This is a genomic window from Streptomyces sp. NPDC029014 (assembly GCF_055564695.1).
Window position 1 is genome coordinate 1 of the sequence record NZ_JBVHVT010000047.1, and the last position, 16815, is coordinate 16815.

The window sequence follows — 16815 nt, forward strand, 5'->3', positions numbered from 1 at the left end:
TTCCAAGCACCGGATTGGATTCAGAGGGGGAGGTCTGCGACTTGGGTGGGGTGTTGGGCGCCTTGGCATCCCGGAACCCCCCCCTCCCCCCCCCCCCCCCCCCCCCGGGACCCCCCGCCGCGACGACCGTGAGGACCCCCGGCGCCACCTCCGGCCCCGGCTCCGCGTTCTCCGAGATCTCGACCAACGCCCACTGTGAGAGCGGCCTGATCTCCGGCGGCGGCATCGACCAGGCCATCGGCACCGGGACCTCCTCCAACGGCAACAAGGTCAACGGCACTTCGCCCAGCCCCGACGGCAGCACCCAGTACACCGGCTCGACCGGGGTCGTCGGCACCGACGTGACCTACTGGCTCGGCATCGGAGGCAGCGGCGGCGCCGTCAACGCCTCGTTCTCCTCCACACCCCGTACGCCATGTGCTTCACCAGCAACCTGATCAACCACACCCAGGTGGTCATGAACAAGACCGCCGGCCCCACCACCAACGGGACCGTGGCCCTGACCACCGCGACCTGCCCGCGTCCGTGCCCGTGGGGGCCGTCCCGGTGCGGGCCCGGGCCGGCCGGTAAGGGCGGGCCCCGCGCCGCTGCGCGCCGGGGCCACTCGTCCGCCTGCCCGGTCCGCCCCGTCCGCCCGGTCCGCCCCGTCCGCCCCTCCGCCCCGTCCACCCCGGCCGTTCACGGCCGCCCGCTATCGTCTGCCCCGGTCGGGGCCCGGTCGGGGCCCCGCAGCGAGGGGAGCGGGGCATGGTGGAGCCGGCGGACGCGGCCGGGGGGCCGGACGCGCTGCGGCGGCGGCTGGGAGTCACCGACGCGGTGGTCATCGGCCTGGGATCGATGATCGGCGCGGGGATCTTCGCCGCCCTCGCCCCCGCCGCCCGCGCGGCGGGGTCCGGGCTGCTGATCGGTCTGGCCCTGGCGGCCGTGGTCGCGTTCTGCAACGCCACCTCCTCCGCCCGCCTCGCCGCCCGGTACCCCGCCTCCGGCGGTACCTACGTCTACGGCCGCGAGCGGCTCGGGGACTTCTGGGGCTACCTCGCCGGGTGGGCCTTCGTCGTCGGCAAGACCGCCTCCTGCGCGGCGATGGCCCTGACCGTCGGCGCGTACGTCTGGCCCGGCCAGGCGCACGCGGTCGCCGTCGCGGCCGTGGTGGCGCTGACCGCGGTCAACTACGCCGGGGTGCAGAAGTCGGCCCTGCTGACCCGGGTGATCGTGGCCGTCGTCCTCGCGGTGCTCGCCGCGGTCGTCGTCGCCACCACCACCTCGGCGGCGGCCGACGCGGCCCGCCTCGCCATCGGCTCCGGCACCGGCCCCGCCGGGCTGCTCCAGGCCGCGGGCCTGCTGTTCTTCGCCTTCGCCGGGTACGCGCGCATCGCGACCCTCGGCGAGGAGGTCCGCGACCCGGCGCGGACGATCCCGCGGGCCGTTCCGATCGCCCTCGGCATCGCCCTCGTCGTCTACGTCCTGGTCGCGCTCGCGGTGCTGGCGGTGCTCGGCCCGCGGGGGCTGGCGGACTCCACCGCCCCGCTGTCGGACGCGGTCCGCGCGGCCGGCGCCGACGGGCTGGTGCCGGCCGTCCGGTCCGGGGCGGCGGTGGCCGCGCTCGGCTCGCTGCTGGCGCTGATCCTGGGCGTCTCCCGCACCACCCTGGCCATGGCCCGGGACCGGCACCTGCCGCACGCCCTGGCCGCCGTCCACCCGAGGTTCCGGGTCCCGCACCGGGCGGAGCTCGTGGTCGGCGGTGTCGTCGCGGTCCTGGCGGCGACGGCAGACCTGCGCGGTGCCATCGGCTTCTCCTCCTTCGGGGTGCTCGTGTACTACGCCGTCGCCAACGCCTCCGCATGGACCCTCACCCCCGGCGAGGGCCGGCCGCCGCGGGTCGTGCCCGTCCTGGGCCTCGTCGGCTGCCTCGTCCTGGCCTTCGCCCTGCCGGCCTCCTCGGTGGTCTCCGGGGCCGCAGTGCTCGCTGCCGGAGCGGCCGCCTACGGAATCCGGAAGGCCGCGGAACGCCGTCGTCCGTAGCCGCCGGCGTACGCCTGGGCCATGCGCCATTACCGGCCAACTCGCCGCCGCGCAAGGGGTGGTGAGAGTGTGCCGGGGGTGTGTGGTGGTGTACGGGATCTCGACATGGTCACAGGTCGCCCGGGTTCCGGAAATGGATCTTAGGGCTGCCTTACCTAAGTTGTATGGTGACGCTCGAGAACCCGAGACGGGGGAGGGACGCGGTGGCGTTAGGCGACGTCCGGCTGGTGGCGGAGGGACTCGACGTCGGGCATGCGGGCCGACCGGTGCTCAAGCAGGTGGACCTCTCGCTCCGCGCGGGGGCGATCACGGTGCTGATCGGCCCCAACGGCTGCGGGAAGTCCACCCTGTTGCGCACGGTGGCCGGACTACTGCCCCCCATCGGCGGCGAGGTGCGCATGGACGACGCGCCGCTGGGCTCCTTCGGCCGCCGGACGCTGTCCCAGCGCCTGGCCTTCCTGCCGCAGACCTCGCAGGCCCCCGCAGGGGTCACCGTGCGCGAACTCGTCCGCCACGGCCGCTACGCCCACCGCGGCGCCCTCGCCCGGCACACCGGCGAGGACACCGGGGCGATCGACTGGGCCCTCGACGTCACCGACGCCGCCCCCCTCGTCGACCGGCGGCTCGACGAACTCTCCGGCGGCGAACGCCAGCGCGCCTGGCTGGCCATGGTGCTGGCGCAGCGGGCCGGCGTGCTGCTGCTGGACGAGCCCACCACCTACCTCGACATGCGCCACCAGTTCGAAGTGCTCGACGTCGTACGCCGGCTGGCCCGCGAGCACGGCATCGCCTGCGGCGTGGTGCTGCACGACCTGATGCAGGCCGCGGCCTACGCGGACGAGGTCGTGGTCGTCGCGGACGGTGGCATCACGGCGGCGGGCGACCCCGCCGCCGTGCTGACCCCCGAGGTCATCGACCGGGCCTTCGGCCTGCGCGTGAGCGTGGTCCGCGACCCGGCCACCGGTTACCTCGCCTGCTTCCCGCAGCGGCCGCCCGCCGGGACCGAGCCGCCCGCCCGGGCCGAGTCGCCCGCGGGGTCCGCGCACTCCGCCGAGGCCGCACCCCCCGCCGGCTGAGACCGCCGCCGGCCCGGCGCCGCGCCGTCCGCCCCCACCCACTCCCACGCGCCACACCCACGCGGCATGCCCCATACGCCATGCACGCCGTGCCCGCCCCCATACGTCCCCAGGCCCCCTGCCCCTTTCGCCCGTCCCTCACCTCCCGCCCCGCCCGCCCCGCCCGTCGGCCCGTCCGGCCCGAGGGTGACGTTCACCTAGGAGATTCGCCATGCAGAGGATGTCGCGCGCCGTCACGACGGCGGGTGCCGCCCTGGCACTCATGCTGGCCGCGGTCGGCTGCGGGTCCGGGACCGTCGGCGAGACCGCGGACCCCAAGAAGAGCGGGGACGCCCCCAAGGGCGCCGCCATCGTCCTCGACACCGCCCAGGGCCAGGTCACCCTGAACAAGCCCGCCACCAAGGTGGTGGCCCTGGAATGGACGTACACCGAGGAACTGGTCGCCCTCGGCGTCACCCCGGTCGGCAACGCCGACAACAAGGGCTACGGCACCTGGATCACCGCGAAGGGGGCCGCCCTGCCCCAGGGCGTCACCGACGTCGGCACCCGCAACGAACCGAGCCTGGAGAAGATCCGGGCCCTCCAGCCCGACCTCATCGTGATCGACGACGACCGCTCCAAGGCGAACCTGAAGCAGCTCCAGCAGATCGCCCCGGTGGTGTCGTTCACGTACACCACCAAGCCGCAGCTCCGGACCATGAAGAAGAACTTCGCCGAACTGGCCAGGGCCGTCGGCAAGCAGGACGAGGCCGCCGAGGTCACCGGGCAGATCGACGCCCGGGCCGCCGACCTCAAGGCCCGCCTCGACAAGGCGGGCAAGGGCGGCCTCACGTACGCGGTCGGGCAGGGCTTCACCGCCAACGGCACCGCCACCGTCCGCATGCTCACCGACGACGCCATCGCCCCGCAGGTGCTGAACCTCGCCGGCCTGAAGAACGGCTGGAAGGGCGAGCCCGACGCCTGGGGCATGACCACCGTCGGCGTGGAGGGCCTGACCAAGGTCGAGGGCGACGCCACCTTCCTCTACGTCGCCGCCGAGAAGGACGACCCGTTCACCGGGGCCCTCGCCGCCAACGCCGTGTGGAAGGGCCTCGACTTCGTCAAGAACGACAAGGCCGTCCCGCTCGACCCCGGCACCTGGCTCTTCGGCGGCCCGCTCTCGGCGCTGCACATCCTCGACGAGACCGGCAAGGCCCTGAAGGTCTGATGGCCCCGGACACCCTGACGGCAGCAGCCGGCCCCCGGCCGGCGGCCCGCCCGCCCGCCCGGGGCCGCACGCGAGCCCTGCTCACGGTCGGCGCCCTCGCACTGCTCCTGTGCCTGGTCGCCCTGGTCCACCTCGGGCAGGGCGCCTCCGGTGTGGGGCTCGGCGACATCGCGGACCTGCTCCGCGGCCGCGGCGCCCCCCGCACCGCCGACGTCCTGCTCGGCAGCCGGCTGCCCCGCACCCTGACCGGGCTGGTCGTCGGCGTGGCGCTGGGCGTCTCCGGCGTCCTCGTCCAGGGCGCGACCCGCAACCCGCTCGCCGCGCCCGACACCCTCGGCGTCAACGCCGGGGCCTACCTGGCCGTCGTGCTGGTCGCGTTCACCGGAGTGAGCCTCGGCCCGCTGCCCGCCGGGGGCGCCGCCTTCCTCGGCGGGCTCCTCGCCGTCGCCGTGGTCCACCTGCTCACCAGCGGCGGTGTGATGACCCCCGGCCGGGTGCTGCTCGCCGGGGCCACCGTCGCGCTCGCCGGGACCGCGGCGGCGGAGTTCCTGCAGATGCTCGACGTGCAGGCGACCCGGGGGCTGTTCTTCTGGGGCAACGGCACCCTGATGCAGTCCGGGCTGGAACGGCCGCTCGTCCTCGGTGCGCTGGTCGCGGCCGGCGCGCTGACCGCCCCGCTCCTCGCCCGCCCGCTCGACCTGCTCGCCCTCGGCGACGAGACGGCCCAGGCGATGGGCGTGCGCGTGGAGCGGATCCGGCCGGCGGCCTTCCTCGTCGCCGTGCTGCTGTCCGCGGCGGCGGTCTCGCTGGCCGGGCCGATCGGCTTCGTCGGGCTCGTCGCCCCCGTCGCCGTACGCCGGCTGGGCATGCGCAGGCACGCCGAGCTCATCCCGACCGCGGCCCTGCTCGCCGCGGCCCTGGTCCTCGCGGCGGACGCGGCCGCCCAGCTGATCGCGCCCCCGTCCGCCACCCAGCCCGCGGAGATCCCGGTCGGCGTGGTCACCGCCCTGCTCGGCGGCCCCGTCTTCATGGCCCTGGCCCGCCGGATCAGCACCGGCGACGCGGACACCGGCGCGGCCGTCGCCGTCTCCGACCGGCGGCGCGCCCCCGGCTTCGCCGCCGTGCTCGCCGGCGGGCTGATCGCCCTGGCCGCAGCCGTCGTGGTGTCGCTGCGGCTCGGTGACGTGGAGGTCGGCTGGGGCCAGCTCGCCGCACTGCTCTCCGGGTCCGCCGAGCAGATCACCGAAGCGGTGGTCGGCTACCGGCTGCCGCGCGTCCTGGTGGCCGCCGTGGCCGGCGCCTGCCTGGCCGCGGCCGGCGCCGCGGTACAGGCCGTCGTACGCAACCCGCTGGCCGAGCCGGGACTCGTCGGCGTCACCGCGGGTGCCTCCCTCGGCGCGGTCACCGTCATCCTCGCCGCGCCGTCCGCGCCGGCGGCCGCGCTGCCGGCCGCCGCGGCCGCCGGCGGCCTGCTGATGCTGGTCCTCGTCGTCCTCGTGGCCCGGGGGAGTACCGGCGGGGGGCGGCCCGGACTGGACCCGACCCGCGTGGTGCTCGTCGGCCTCGGCGCCGCCGCCACCGCGATGGCCCTGGTCAACATCCTGGTGGTCGGCGCGCAGATGAACATCTCGGCCGCCCTCGGCTGGCTCGCCGGCAGCACCTACGGCCGCGATCTCTCGGCGCTCGGCTGGCTGGCCCTGCCCGCCCTGGTCGCGGTGGCGCTGGTGGTCGCGGCACGGCCGGTGGACCTGCTCGCGCTGGGGGAGGAGCTGCCGCGCGCCCTCGGTCTGGAACTGGGCCGCGCCCGGCTGCTCGTCCTCGGTGCGGGCGCGGTGCTGGCCGCGGGTACGGCCGCCGCCGTCGGCGCGGTCGGCTTCGTCGGGCTGGTCGCCCCGCACCTGGCGCGCCGCCTGGTCGGCGCCCACACCGCGCGGGCGGTGCCCGTGGCGGCGGTGCTGGGCGCGCTGTTGGTGGTCTGCTCGGACGCGCTGGGGCGCTGGCTGCTCGCACCGGTCGAGATCCCGGTGGGCGTGGTGACGGCGCTGGTGGGCGCCCCGTACCTGGTGTGGCTGCTGCGCCGCACTCAGGAGGTCTGAGGGGTACCGGCCCGGGCGGGCTTCCCGGCCGGGCCGCCGGCGGCGCCGGCCGCGCCGTCCCGGAGCGTACGGGCGGCGAGGACGCCGATCAGGCAGACGGCGGCGGAGGCCAGGCAGACGGCCGTGTAGGCGCCGGAGAACGCGGACCGGGCCAGGGGCCGGAGCGCGGGGTCGAGGAGTTCGAGGCGGCCGGTGGCGACGGCGTCCCGCGCCGGGCCGCCCGCGGCCCCACCGAGCCCGGTGTCCAGGCGGGCGGCGAACAGGGCGCCGAAGGCCGCGACACCGGTGGCGGTGCCCAGCGGGTAGCAGGCGTTGGTCAGCCCGGAGGCGAGACCCGCCCGCTCCTCGGGCACGGCGCCCACGGCGACGCCCATCAGCGGCGGGAAGATCACGGCCCCGCCGACGCCGAGCAGCACCAGCCCGGCCGTCGTGGCGGCCGCGCCCGCGCCAGCGCCAGGCGTGCCGAACACCCCCAACGCCGAGACCGCCGCTCCGGACGCCCCGGACGTCCCGGCGCCCTCCGACGCGGCGGCGGCCAGCGCCAGCAGACCCAGCCCCTGGAGTCCGAAGCCGCCCGCCACGAGGGCGTGCGGGGCGCACATCCGTTGGAGCCGGGCCACGAACAGGCCGGCCAGCAGCAGACTGCCCGTCAGCGGGAGGAGGTGCAGCCCGACCTCCAGGGGTGAGTACGCGCGGGTGCCCTGCAGCCAGAGGGTGGTGAAGGCCAGCACGCCCAGGCTGGACATCCGGGCGAGGAACCCGAGCACGGCGGCGCCGGAGAGCGCCCGGACGCGCAGCAGGGCCAGGTCGATCAGCCCGTCCCCGCGGCGTTGAACGGCCACCAGGGCCGCGGTGAGGACGATCCCGGCGGTGGCCGGGAGCAGGACGCGCGGCGAGGTCCAGCCGGCCTCGGGCCCCGCGGTCAGCGGGTAGTGCAGGGCGAGGAGGGCGGTCACGGCGAGCACCGCGCCCGGGAGGTCGATCCGGCGGCGGGCGCCCTCCCCGCCGGCGGGCGGCCGCGACCCGGGCATCCGGGCGAGCGCCCCGGCTACGGCGAGGATCCCGATCGGCACGTTCACCAGGAAGATCCAGCGCCAGCCGAGCCCGCTCACGAAGAGGCCGCCGACCACCGGTCCGAGGGCGCCGGCCGCCGAGGCGGTGGCGGCGAACGCCGCGATGGCGGCCTGCCGGCGGGCGCCCTCGTACGCGGCCGCGAGCAGCGCGAGGCTCGGTGCGAAAACCAGGGAGCCGCCCAGCCCCTGGACGGCGCGGGCGGCGACGAGGGTGCCCGCGTCCGGCGCGAGCCCGCAGGCGGCCGACGCGAGCGTGAACAGCCCCATTCCGGCCACGAACACGGTTCTGCGCCCGATGCGGTCGGAGAGGGCGCCCGCGGTGAGCAGCAGCGCTCCGAAGGCGAGGGAGTAGGCGGACACGGTCCACTGCACGCGGGCGAGACCGACGGCCAGGGATCCGGCGATATCGGCCAGTGCGACGTTCACCACCGTGACGTCCAGCGTCATCATCACGCCGCCGGCGCTGACCAGAGCGAACGTCCAGCGGGGAGAGCGGGGAGAGCGGGGAGAGCGGGGAGAGCGAGGGGAGCGAGGGGAGCCACTGCGGGAAGGCGTCACTGATTCACCCCGAGCGCGTAGACCCTTGAACGGGCATGCGAATTGGTAAGCCTAACCTAAGTTCATTCCTGAGAGAATCTCATCCGTCCCAGTATGGCCGAAAGTTGCGATTGCGACTTAGGTAAGGCTTCCCTAATCTGACCTCGCCTGGACGGATTGCCTCCGGGCGCCACGAGACGGATACAGGAGCTGCCAGATGCCCCTGCCCCCCGACCATCCCGTGCCGGACCTGCCGGACGTCTCCCCGGCGGCCTGGCGGGAAGCCAACCGCCGCCTCCTCGCCAAAGCGCTCGGCGAATGGTGCTTCGAGGACATGCTCAAGGCGGTCGAAACCGGCGACGGCCACCGCGTCGACCTCGCCAGCGGCACCACCTACGCCTTCCGCGCCGAACCCGGCGCCTACGGCTGGCTCCGCGTCGACCCGGACTCGATCACCCGCACCGCCACCGGCATGCTCGGCAACTCCCTCGCCCGACCCGCCTGGGACGTGCAGCAGTTCCTCGTCGAGGCGGCCACGACCATCGACAGCGACCCGTCGACGATCGCCACCTACCTCACCGAGCTCTCCGCCACCCTCGCCGTCGACGCCGCCCGCCTCACGCACGGCGGCGAGACCGCCGCCGAACTGCGCGCCCTCGGCCACACCGAGCTGGAGTGCCGGATGACCGGCCACAACCTGCTCGTCGCGAACAAGGGCCGGATCGGCTTCTCCGCCACCGACGTACGCCGCTACGCACCCGAGTCCGCGCAGCCGCTCACGCTCCACTGGGTGGCCGTGCACCGCGGCCTCGCCGAGTTCCGCGGCACCTGCGAACTGTCCGAACGCGAGGTCCTCGCACGGGAGTTGGACGAGGGGACCCGGGCCCGGTTCACCGCCGTCCTGGAGCGTGCCGGAGTCGATCCCGCCGCCTACGTGTGGCTGCCCGTGCACCCCTGGCAGTGGGACCACGCCGTCCAGGTCCTGCACGCCGCCGACGTGGCCCAGCGCCGCATCGTCCCGCTCGGCGAGAGCCCCGACGCGTACCTCCCGGGCCAGTCGATCCGTACGATGGCCAACGTCACCGCCCCCGGGCGGTACGACGTCAAACTCCCCCTGAAGATCCTCAACACCCTCGTCTGGCGCGGCATCCCGCCGCACTGCACGGCCGGGGCACCCGTCGTCACGCAGTGGCTGCGCGGCCTGGTGGAGCGCGACCCGTTCCTGACCGGGGAGTGCCGGACCGTCTTCCTCGGCGAGGTCGCCTCCGTCACCGTCCACCACCCCTACCTGTCCCGGCTCGACGGGGCGCCCTACCAGTACCTGGAGACCCTCGGCTGCATCTGGCGCGAACCGGTGTCGGCGCGCAAGGACCCCGACGAACGGGTCCGCACCTTCGCCTCGCTGCTGCACACCGACCACACCGGCCGCGCGTTCGCCGCCGAACTCGCCCGCGCCTCGGGCCTCGACCCGCAGGACTGGCTGCGCCGCCTGTTCGACACCCTGCTCGTACCGATCCTGCACGTCCTCTACCGCTACGGGATCACCTTCAACCCGCACGGCCAGAACACCCTGATCGGCTACGACGACCACGAGGTCCCGTCCCGCCTGTACCTGAAGGACTTCGTCGACGACGTGTGCGTGTCCTTCACCGACGTGCCCGAACGCGGCCCGGAGCCCGACGGCCACGACCACGTCCTGCCGCGCAAACACCCGTCGGTCATCCGCCAGCACGTCGTCGACCAGGTCTTCGTCGGCCACTTCCGCTACCTCGCACCGCTCTGCGCCGAGCAGCTCGGCGTGCCCGAGCGGACCTTCTGGCGGCTGGTCCGCCAGACCGTCCTCGACTTCCACGCGCGCTTCCCCGAACTGTCCGACCGGTTCGCCGAGTACGACCTGCTCACCCCCGAGATCCCCCGGTACGGCCTGAACCGCGACCGGATCGTCGTCACCCGCTACGGCGACCGGGCCCTGCGCCACGCGCTGTACCCGAACGGCACCCACCCCAGCCCGCTCGCTGCCGACTGAGGAGGCCAGAGCGTGATACCGCTGACCGCAGTACCGCCCCGGCCCGCCTCCGCACCGCCGTCGCCCGCCCTCTGCCTCGACGGGCTCGGCGAGGTCCACGGCCTGCTCGGCGAGATCATCGACACCCTGGCGGCCGCCCGCCGCCCGCCCGGCCCGGTCCCCGCCGGCGCCCCCGCCGACGTGCTCGCCGCCGCCGCGGACGCACTCGGACCGCCCCGCCTCCCCGACGAGGGACTCGGCGCCAAGGCCGCCCTCCAGCGGCTGACCGCCGTCCTGGTGGAACAGGGCCTCGACCTGGCCCACCCCCGCGCCGCCGCCCACCTCCAGCCGCCGCCGCTCGCCGTCGCGGTCGCCGCGGACACCCTCGCCGGCGCCGGCAACGCCTCCCTGGACACCTACGACTCCGGCCCCGCGGCCATCGCCGTCGAACGCTGGCTGATCGAGGCCCTCACCGGCCTCGCCGGACTCGGCGAGCACGCGGACGGCGTCCTCACCCCCGGCGGCTCCCTGTCCAACCTGATGGGACTGCTCCTCGCCCGGGACGCGGCCGCCCTCCGCCGCGGCATCGACGTCCGCTCACAGGGCGTGGCGGCCCTTCCCGCACCGGTGGTCTTCTGCTCCGAGCACGCCCACTTCTCCACCCACCGCGCCTGCGCCACCCTCGGACTCGGCGAAACCGCCGTACGCGTCGTTCCCGCCGACGAACACCGGCGCATGCGACCGGAGGCCCTCGCCGCCGCGCTCGCCTCCCTCCACCCCGACCAGACCCCGGTCGCCGTCGTCGCCACCGCCGGGACCACCGACTTCGGCTCCGTCGACCCGCTCGCCCGGATCGCCGAGATCGCGGCCGACCACGGCGCGTGGACCCACGTCGACGCCGCGTACGGCTTCGGCGCCCTCTTCTCCGAGCGCCTCGCCGACCGCCTGGCCGGACTGGAACTGGCCGACTCCGTCACCCTCGACCTGCACAAACTGGGCTGGCAGCCCGCCGCGGCCAGCGCCCTGCTGGTGGCGGACCGCAGCGCCTTCACCGCGCTCGACCGCGAGGTCGCCTACCTCAACCCGGCCGACGACACCGAGGCCGGCTACGGCGGGCTGCTCGGGCGCAGCCTCCAGACCACCCGGCGGCCCGACGCGGTCAAGGCCGCCGCCACCCTCCTCGCGTACGGGCGCTCCGGCCTGGGTCGCATGGTCGACACCTGCCACGACCTGGCCCGGCACGCCGAACGGCGCATCCGCGCCGAACCGGACCTGGAACTGGTCGCCCCGGCCGAGCTGACCACCGTGGTGTTCCGCTACCGCGGCGGCGCGGACGCGGCGGCCGCCGACGCCCTCAACGGGGCCGTCCGCCGCCGCCTGCTCCGGTCCGGCAGAGCCCTCATCGGCCGTACCGAGGCCGCGGTCGGCGCACCCGGCGAACCGCACCGGGTGTGCCTGAAGTTCACCCTGCTCAACCCCGCCGCCACCGCCGACGACATCGACGACCTCGTGGACACCGTCCTCGACGCCGGACGCACCTGCGAACGACTCATGGAGGAGACCGCCGCATGACGACCACCGCCGCGGCAGCAACCCCCACCCCACCGGCCGGCCCACCGCGCGCCGCCGACCCCCTGCATGCACCCGACGCCCGGACCGCCGCCGAACACGCGCACACCGAGGCCCTGTTGCGCTGCTGGCTGCTGGAGACCGGCACGCCCGTCGCCCCCGGCCCGCTGCGGGTCGAACTGCCCACCGCAGGACTGGCCCTCCGCACCGAGGTCACCCACCGTTCGCCCACCGGCTGGCACCGCTTCGCCCCGGTCCGCCTCGAAGGCCCCGGGGGGCCGCTCGGCGACCCCGCCGACCCCGTGACGGCCGTCGCCCTGCTCGCCGCGGAGGCGGCCGTACGGGGCGGCGCCCGCCCCGGCGGGATCCCCGCGGGCGAGGCCGCCGACCTGGTCGAACGCACCGCCGAATCCGTGCGCCGCGTCACCGCGTTCCTCACCCACCGCCGCGCCCACCCCGCCCCGCCACCCGGCACGGACGGCTTCCTCGACGCCGAACAGGCCCTCCTCCTCGGCCACTTGAACCACCCCGCCCCCAAGAGCCGCGACGGCATCTCCGACCACGACACCGCAGCCTTCTCGCCCGAGCTGCGCGGCTCCTTCCGCCTGCACTGGTTCGCGGCCGACCCCGCGGTCGTCTCGCACGACGCCGTCGCGGGCGCGCCGTCCCTGGCCGGCCGGGACACCCTCGCCCTCCTCGCCGACCTCGCCGGACGGCCCCCCGTCGACGGCCGCGTCCTGATCCCCGCCCACCCCTGGCAGGCCCGCGACCTGCTGCACCGCCCGCGCACCGCCGCCCTCGTGGCCTCCGGGGCCCTGGAACCGCTCGGTGCGCTCGGCCCCGCCTGGTGGCCGACGTCCAGCCTGCGCACCGTGTACCGGCCCGGCGCCGAGGTCATGTTGAAGCTCTCCCTCGGCCTGCGGCTGACCAACTCCCGCCGCGAGTCCACCCGTACGGAACTGCGCCGCGGCCCGGAGGTCAACCGGCTGCTCGACGCCGGCCACGCCGACGGCACCTTCCTCGCCCATCCCGGATTCACGATCACCCGCGACCCCGCCTGGATCGCCGTCGACGAACCCGGCCGCCCGGAGGGCCCCGAGGTGACCGGCCTCGACGTCGCCGTACGGGAGGTCCCGCACGGCATCGCCGACCTGCGCTGCCTCGTGGGCCTGGTCGCCCCCCGCCCCGGCCTCGGCCGCAGCGCGCTCGGCGAGCTCGTGGCCGCGCAGGGCCCCGGCGCCGCCGAGCAGTGGACGGCCGACTACACCGACCGGGTCCTCGTACCCATGCTCCACCTGTACGCCGCCACCGGCATCGGCCTGGAGGCCCACCAACAGAACACCCTGGTCCGGCTGGACGCGCAGGGCCGGGTGGCCGGCGGAGCCTTCCGCGACAACCAGGGCTACTACCTGGCCGCCTCCCACCTGCCGGAACTCCTCAAGCGCACCGGCGCCGACTCCTCCACCCTCGCCGTCGTCGACGACGCCCTCGTCGACGACCGCCTCTCCTACTACCTGCTGCGCAACCAGGCCCTGTCGGTCGTCGGCTGCCTCGCCGTCGACGGACTCGCCGCCGAGCGCGACCTCCTGGCCGTGCTCGCCGCCCGGCTGCGCGCCGCCCTCCCCGGCCTCGCCGCCGCCGGCCCGGACGGCGACCGGCTGGCGCGCCGCTGGCTGACGGCCCGCACCCTGCCCGGCAAGGCCAACCTGCTCACCCGGCTGCACGGCATCGACGAGGTCCTCGCCCCCCTCGACGCCCAGTCCGTCTACCTCGACGCCCCCAACCCGCTCCAGGAGGCCGCCGTATGACGCCCGCCCACCCGGTGCCGCCGGAAACGGACCGGCCGGGCGCCGCCGTCCCCGGCCCCCCGCTGCCCCTGCTGCCCGGACCCTGGTCGGCCCGCACCGCCCGGGCCGACGGGCCCGACCTCGACCTGGTCCACGGCTGGATGCGGGCCCCGCACGTCGACGCCTTCTGGCACCAGGCCTGGCCGCGCGAACGCTGGCACGAGGAGATCGCGGGACACCTCGACGGCGTCGCCGTCCGGCCCGTCCTCGTCGGCATCGACGGCGAGCCGCTCGCCTACGTCGAGGTCTACCGCGTGCTCCGTGACCGGCTCACCGAGCACTACGCCTACCACCCCCGCGACCTGGGCGTGCACATCGCCATCGGCGAGGAGGGACGCACCGGCAAGGGCCTCGGCCGGACGCTGCTGCGGGCCCTGGCCGAGGGGTTGCTCGCAGCCGATCCCGCCTGCCCCCGGGTGGTCGCCGAACCGGACGCGGCCAACACGGCCTCCCTCCGGGCGTTCGGCGCCGCCGGCTACCGCCGCATCCGGGAGATCACCCTGCCCGAGAAGACGGCCGTCCTGCTCTGCCGGCCGCGCCGCGAGGAGGACCTGCCCCGATGACCGGACACGATGTGATCGCGATCGGCTGCGGCCCCTTCAACCTGGGCCTCGCCGCCCTCGCCCGGGCCGTCGACGGCCTCGACCTGCTGGTCCTGGAGGAGCAGCCCGAATTCACCTGGCACCGCGGGATGATGTTCGCCGACGCCTCGATGCAGGTGAACTTCCTCGCCGACCTCGTCACGCTCGTCGCCCCCGGCCACCCGCTGTCGTTCCTGCACTACCTCCACGACATGGACCGGCTGTACGCCTTCACCGTGCGGGAGAACTTCTTCCCCTCCCGCCGGGAGTACGAGGACTACCTGCGCTGGGCCGCCGCCCGGCTGCCCTCGGTCCGCTTCTCCCACCGCGTCGAGGAGGTCCACTGGGAGCCCGGCCCCGAGCACTTCGCCGTGCACGCGGTGCGGGGCGACGGCGCCCGGCTGCGCCTGGCCGCCCGCGCCCTCGTCCTCGGCATCGGCACCGCCCCGCACGTGCCGCAGGCCTTGGCCGGCCTGCCGCGGGAGCGGCTGCTGCACACGTCGGAGTACCTGTACCGGGCGGCCGACGTGCAGGACGCCGGCAAGGTCACCGTGGTCGGCTCCGGCCAGTCGGGCGCCGAGGTCATGGTGGACCTGCTGGGCCGCAACACGGAGGGCGGTCCGGCGGCGGCCTGGCTGACCCGGACCCCGTCCTTCGCACCGCTCGACTACACGAAGATGGTCCTGGAGATGACCACGCCGGCGTACATGCAGTACTTCCACACGCTGCCGGAGCACGTACGGGACCGGCTGGCCGGCGAGCAGTGGCAGTTCTACAAGGGCATCTCCACCGACACCCTCGACCAGATCCACGAACTGCTCTACCGGCGCCAGCTGGAGCACGGCCTCGCCGACGTCGAGCTGCGCTTCGGCATCACCGTGGAGGCGGCGGCCGTCGACGGGGCGGGGCGGGCGGTGCTGACCTGCCGGCACCGCGACACCGGGGCGGTCTTCGAGCACACCACCGACCTGGTGGTGGCCGCGACCGGCTACCGCAACCGGCCGCCCGGCTTCCTCGCCCCCGTCGACCACCTGCTGCTGCGGGACGGCCGCGGCCGCCACCGGGTCCGCCCGGACCACTCCGTCGAGCTCGCCGAGGGCGTCACGGGGCGCATCTTCGTGGCCAACGCCGAGGTGCACAGCCACGGGGTCTCGGCGCCCAACCTGGACATCGGGGCGGTGCGCAACGCCACCATCCTCAACGCCGTCACCGGCCGGGAGGCATTCCGCCTCCCGAAGCGCAGCGCCTTCACCACCTTCACGCCCCCCGCCAGAACCCCTGACCCGTAGAACCGCTGACACCGCCTGCGACACCGCCCGCGCGGCCCGGGCGCGGGCACCGCGGGCACACAGCAGCCCCCGGCAGCCTTGCCGATCTCCGAGGGTCGTCGGTCGTCGCCGACGGCTCCTCCGGTCGACAGTCTCTGCCGGGGACCTGGCCAGAGCCTGGACAAGTGTCACGCGGGCTCCCGAACGTCTTCGGGAGGCGGTGTGGCTCTTTCTGGTATTCCGGTGTAAAGACCACTTTCCTCCCTCTTCCCGCCGAGTCAATAGTTTTGCCGGAATTTTCGGTCGGCGGACCCGGACGTAAAATGAAGGTGACCCGCGTCGTGTCAGGTCAGCGGCCCGACGGAGGTTCCGCGATGACGGCATGGCCCATTCCGCTCGGGTCCGGTGCCACCGGCTGGGCTCCCGAGACGGTGACGTCCGACCCGTACAACGCCCAGACACCGGCGGCCGCACTGGCCGAGCCCGTGACGCCCGTCGCCGCCCTGTTCGTCCGTGACCACTTCGGCGTTCCCGAGACCTCCCCCGACGGCTGGCGGCTGCACCTGGGCGGCGCCGCGGCCGCCCCCTTCACCCTCGGGTACCCGGACCTGCTCGCCCTGGAGCACCGGGAGCTCGACGTCCTCATGGAATGCGCGGGCAACGGCCGCACCCTGATGAACCCCCGCCCGCCCGGCCTCCCCTGGGACCAGCGGGCGGTCGGCTGCACCCGCGTCGCCGGGGTGCCGTTCGCCGTCCTGGCCGCCCGGGCCCGCTTCGACCCGCGCACCGTCGAGGTCGTCTTCACCGGGGCCGACTCCGGCAGCGTCCACGGCCGCGCCGTTCCCTTCGAACGCAGCCTGCCCCTCGACGTGGCCCTCCACCCCGACACCCTGGTCGCCACGCACATGAACGGCGTGCCGCTCACCCCCGCGCACGGGGCGCCGGTCCGCCTGGTGGTCCCCGGGCGGTACGCGGTCGCCGACGTGAAGTGGCTGGTCGGCGCCCGCGCGGTGACCGAACCGTTCACCGGCGTCTTCCAGGCCGAGGAGTACCTCTACACCGACTCCCGCGGCACCCCCGAGGGGCCCGTCACGACCGTTCGCGTGAAATCCCTGATCACCGCCCCCGAACCGGACGCGGACCTGCGCCGCGGCCACGAGACCCTGGTGCAGGGCCGGGCCTGGTCGGGCGGCGGCGTACCCGTGCGCCGGGTGGTGGTGCGCGTCGAGTACGCCGGCGACGACGCGGACGCCGCAGCCCCCGACGACGCCGCGGCCGAGGGCCCCGGCGCGGCCGAGGGCCCCGGCGCGGGCTGGCACCACGCCCGGCTCGAAGCCCCGGCCGGCCCCTACGCCTGGACCGCCTGGTCGTACCGGTGGACGCCCGTACGTCCCGGCCCCTACCGGCTGCTGGCCCGGGCGACCGACGCCCGCGGCGACACCCAGCCGGCCGGCGCCCCCTGGAACGCCCGCGGCTACGGCTGCAACCCCGTGGCCCGCGTGGACGTGGTCGTCGTCTGAAGGGCCGGTGCACC

Annotated in this window: 12 protein-coding genes; 11 read left to right on the forward strand and 1 reads right to left on the reverse strand. The window is 75.3% G+C overall.

What is annotated here, in order from left to right; all coding sequences use genetic code 11:
- Positions 1 to 128 precede the first annotated feature (128 nt).
- The 5 genes from ACZ4VL_RS24655 (at position 129) to ACZ4VL_RS24675 (ending at position 6401) form a co-directional block, all read left to right on the forward strand.
- On the forward strand, positions 129 to 437 hold the full coding sequence (locus ACZ4VL_RS24655; protein WP_468203856.1) for a hypothetical protein: 309 nt from the start codon (positions 129 to 131) through the stop codon (positions 435 to 437).
- 310 nt (positions 438 to 747) lie between these two features.
- Positions 748 to 2022, forward strand: a complete 1275-nt coding sequence (locus ACZ4VL_RS24660; protein WP_468203859.1) for an APC family permease — start codon at positions 748 to 750, stop codon at positions 2020 to 2022.
- 203 nt (positions 2023 to 2225) lie between these two features.
- Positions 2226 to 3098, forward strand: coding sequence for an ABC transporter ATP-binding protein (locus tag ACZ4VL_RS24665; RefSeq protein ID WP_468203861.1), 873 nt, complete (start codon positions 2226 to 2228; stop codon positions 3096 to 3098).
- Positions 3099 to 3309: 211 nt separating this feature from the next.
- Positions 3310 to 4305, forward strand: a complete 996-nt coding sequence (locus tag ACZ4VL_RS24670) for an ABC transporter substrate-binding protein (protein ID WP_468203863.1) — start codon at positions 3310 to 3312, stop codon at positions 4303 to 4305.
- Positions 4305 to 6401 (forward strand): iron ABC transporter permease, encoded by a 2097-nt coding sequence (locus ACZ4VL_RS24675; protein WP_468203865.1) that lies wholly within the window; start codon positions 4305 to 4307, stop codon positions 6399 to 6401. Before ACZ4VL_RS24670 ends, ACZ4VL_RS24675 begins: the two co-directional genes overlap by 1 nt.
- Here ACZ4VL_RS24675 and ACZ4VL_RS24680 read toward each other — a convergent pair.
- Complete coding sequence (locus ACZ4VL_RS24680) at positions 6389 to 7924, reverse strand: MFS transporter (RefSeq protein ID WP_468203962.1); 1536 nt, start codon at positions 7922 to 7924, stop codon at positions 6389 to 6391. The two genes, ACZ4VL_RS24675 and ACZ4VL_RS24680, sit on opposite strands and share 13 nt — an antisense overlap.
- Before the next feature lie 304 nt (positions 7925 to 8228).
- On the opposite strand from ACZ4VL_RS24680, the gene ACZ4VL_RS24685 reads away from it, so the two are divergent.
- From ACZ4VL_RS24685 to ACZ4VL_RS24710, 6 genes are all read left to right on the forward strand, one after another.
- On the forward strand, positions 8229 to 10037 hold the full coding sequence (locus tag ACZ4VL_RS24685) for an IucA/IucC family protein (protein WP_468203867.1): 1809 nt from the start codon (positions 8229 to 8231) through the stop codon (positions 10035 to 10037).
- A 12-nt stretch (positions 10038 to 10049) separates the two neighbouring features.
- A complete protein-coding gene (locus ACZ4VL_RS24690; protein ID WP_468203869.1) occupies positions 10050 to 11588 on the forward strand; it encodes a pyridoxal phosphate-dependent decarboxylase family protein in 1539 nt (512 codons plus the stop codon).
- Positions 11585 to 13393 carry an IucA/IucC family protein gene (locus tag ACZ4VL_RS24695; protein ID WP_468203871.1) on the forward strand — a complete coding sequence of 603 codons (1809 nt, stop codon included), beginning with the start codon at positions 11585 to 11587 and terminating at the stop codon, positions 13391 to 13393. The genes ACZ4VL_RS24690 and ACZ4VL_RS24695 overlap by 4 nt, the downstream gene beginning before the upstream one ends.
- Entirely contained in the window at positions 13390 to 13995 is a 606-nt protein-coding gene (locus tag ACZ4VL_RS24700) for a GNAT family N-acetyltransferase (RefSeq protein WP_468203873.1), read from the forward strand. The genes ACZ4VL_RS24695 and ACZ4VL_RS24700 overlap by 4 nt, the downstream gene beginning before the upstream one ends.
- Positions 13992 to 15302, forward strand: a complete 1311-nt coding sequence (locus tag ACZ4VL_RS24705) for a lysine N(6)-hydroxylase/L-ornithine N(5)-oxygenase family protein (protein WP_468203875.1) — start codon at positions 13992 to 13994, stop codon at positions 15300 to 15302. Before ACZ4VL_RS24700 ends, ACZ4VL_RS24705 begins: the two co-directional genes overlap by 4 nt.
- Before the next feature lie 353 nt (positions 15303 to 15655).
- A complete protein-coding gene (locus ACZ4VL_RS24710; RefSeq protein ID WP_468203877.1) occupies positions 15656 to 16801 on the forward strand; it encodes a molybdopterin-dependent oxidoreductase in 1146 nt (381 codons plus the stop codon).
- Positions 16802 to 16815 lie beyond the last annotated feature (14 nt).